Genomic DNA, 926 nt, shown 5'->3' on the forward strand with positions numbered 1-926 from the left:
TGAGTATACAAAAAATGTAGGAAAACCGACAATTTTAAACCGCCGATTTCCTACATTTTATAACCGCCCTTTACACCGTTACTTCAACAAGCAACTATATCGGCATGACCATCCCCTCACCAACGGGACGGTTCGATCTAAAAAAGGTAAGATCGCCCTGCTATTTGAGTACGCGGTTAACTATGGCTTTCTCAAAGACAACCCAATGGATAAAGTCAAAATTACTTGGAAAAACGAGGCATCACGCCGACGCGATGAAATTGAGAACAAATACCTCACCTTAGATGAGTATCACAACATTATCAACGATTGTATTGATCGCAACATGCAGTACTATGCCGACGCTTTTCAATTACAATTCTTAACTGGAATGCGGTTTGGTGAATTGTCTGGTCTTCAAGTAAATGACATAATCAAAGAAGACGGTAATAAAGTCCGCTTGAGAATCGATGGCACAATGATCTGGAAAAAGAATCCTTATCGACATTTTCTTTCTCACGACACTAAGACATTCGCTGGGTTAAGAACCATCACTCTTTCTCCTACCGCTGCCAATATCGTTGAACAACATGCCAAAGGGAAAAGCCAAAGCGCTCTGCTGTTTGCCATCAACCAGACAGCAACAACTTATAACCAACAGAAGCCTCTTAATGTTAACAACGCCAATCAATATCTGAAGCGAGCTGTTGAACGACAAAAGATCGACAAAAACGTTACTACTCACTACTTTCGCCACACTCATGTTTCTGTTCTGGCAGATATGGATGTTCCACTACGAGTAATCCAGAAACGCGTTGGTCACGCTAAAGGTGATATAACAACACAAATCTATATGCACGTCACTAAACAGTAAGCAGTCAATAACGATACGTATTGAAAACAAATGAAAGGGCGTGAGCCGCGGTTTCTTGCGGTTCACGCCCCTT

The 926-nt window shown here is 41.7% G+C and carries 1 protein-coding gene; it reads left to right on the forward strand.

Annotated elements, in window-relative coordinates; translation table 11 throughout:
* Positions 1-853 (forward strand): tyrosine-type recombinase/integrase (locus QOS10_RS09400; RefSeq protein WP_283595196.1); only part of this gene is annotated, 853 nt, incomplete at its 5' end.
* Between the last annotated feature and the right edge of the window lie 73 nt (positions 854-926).

It is taken from the genome of Limosilactobacillus galli (assembly GCF_947381495.1).
In the GTDB taxonomy this organism is placed as follows: domain Bacteria; phylum Bacillota; class Bacilli; order Lactobacillales; family Lactobacillaceae; genus Limosilactobacillus; species Limosilactobacillus galli.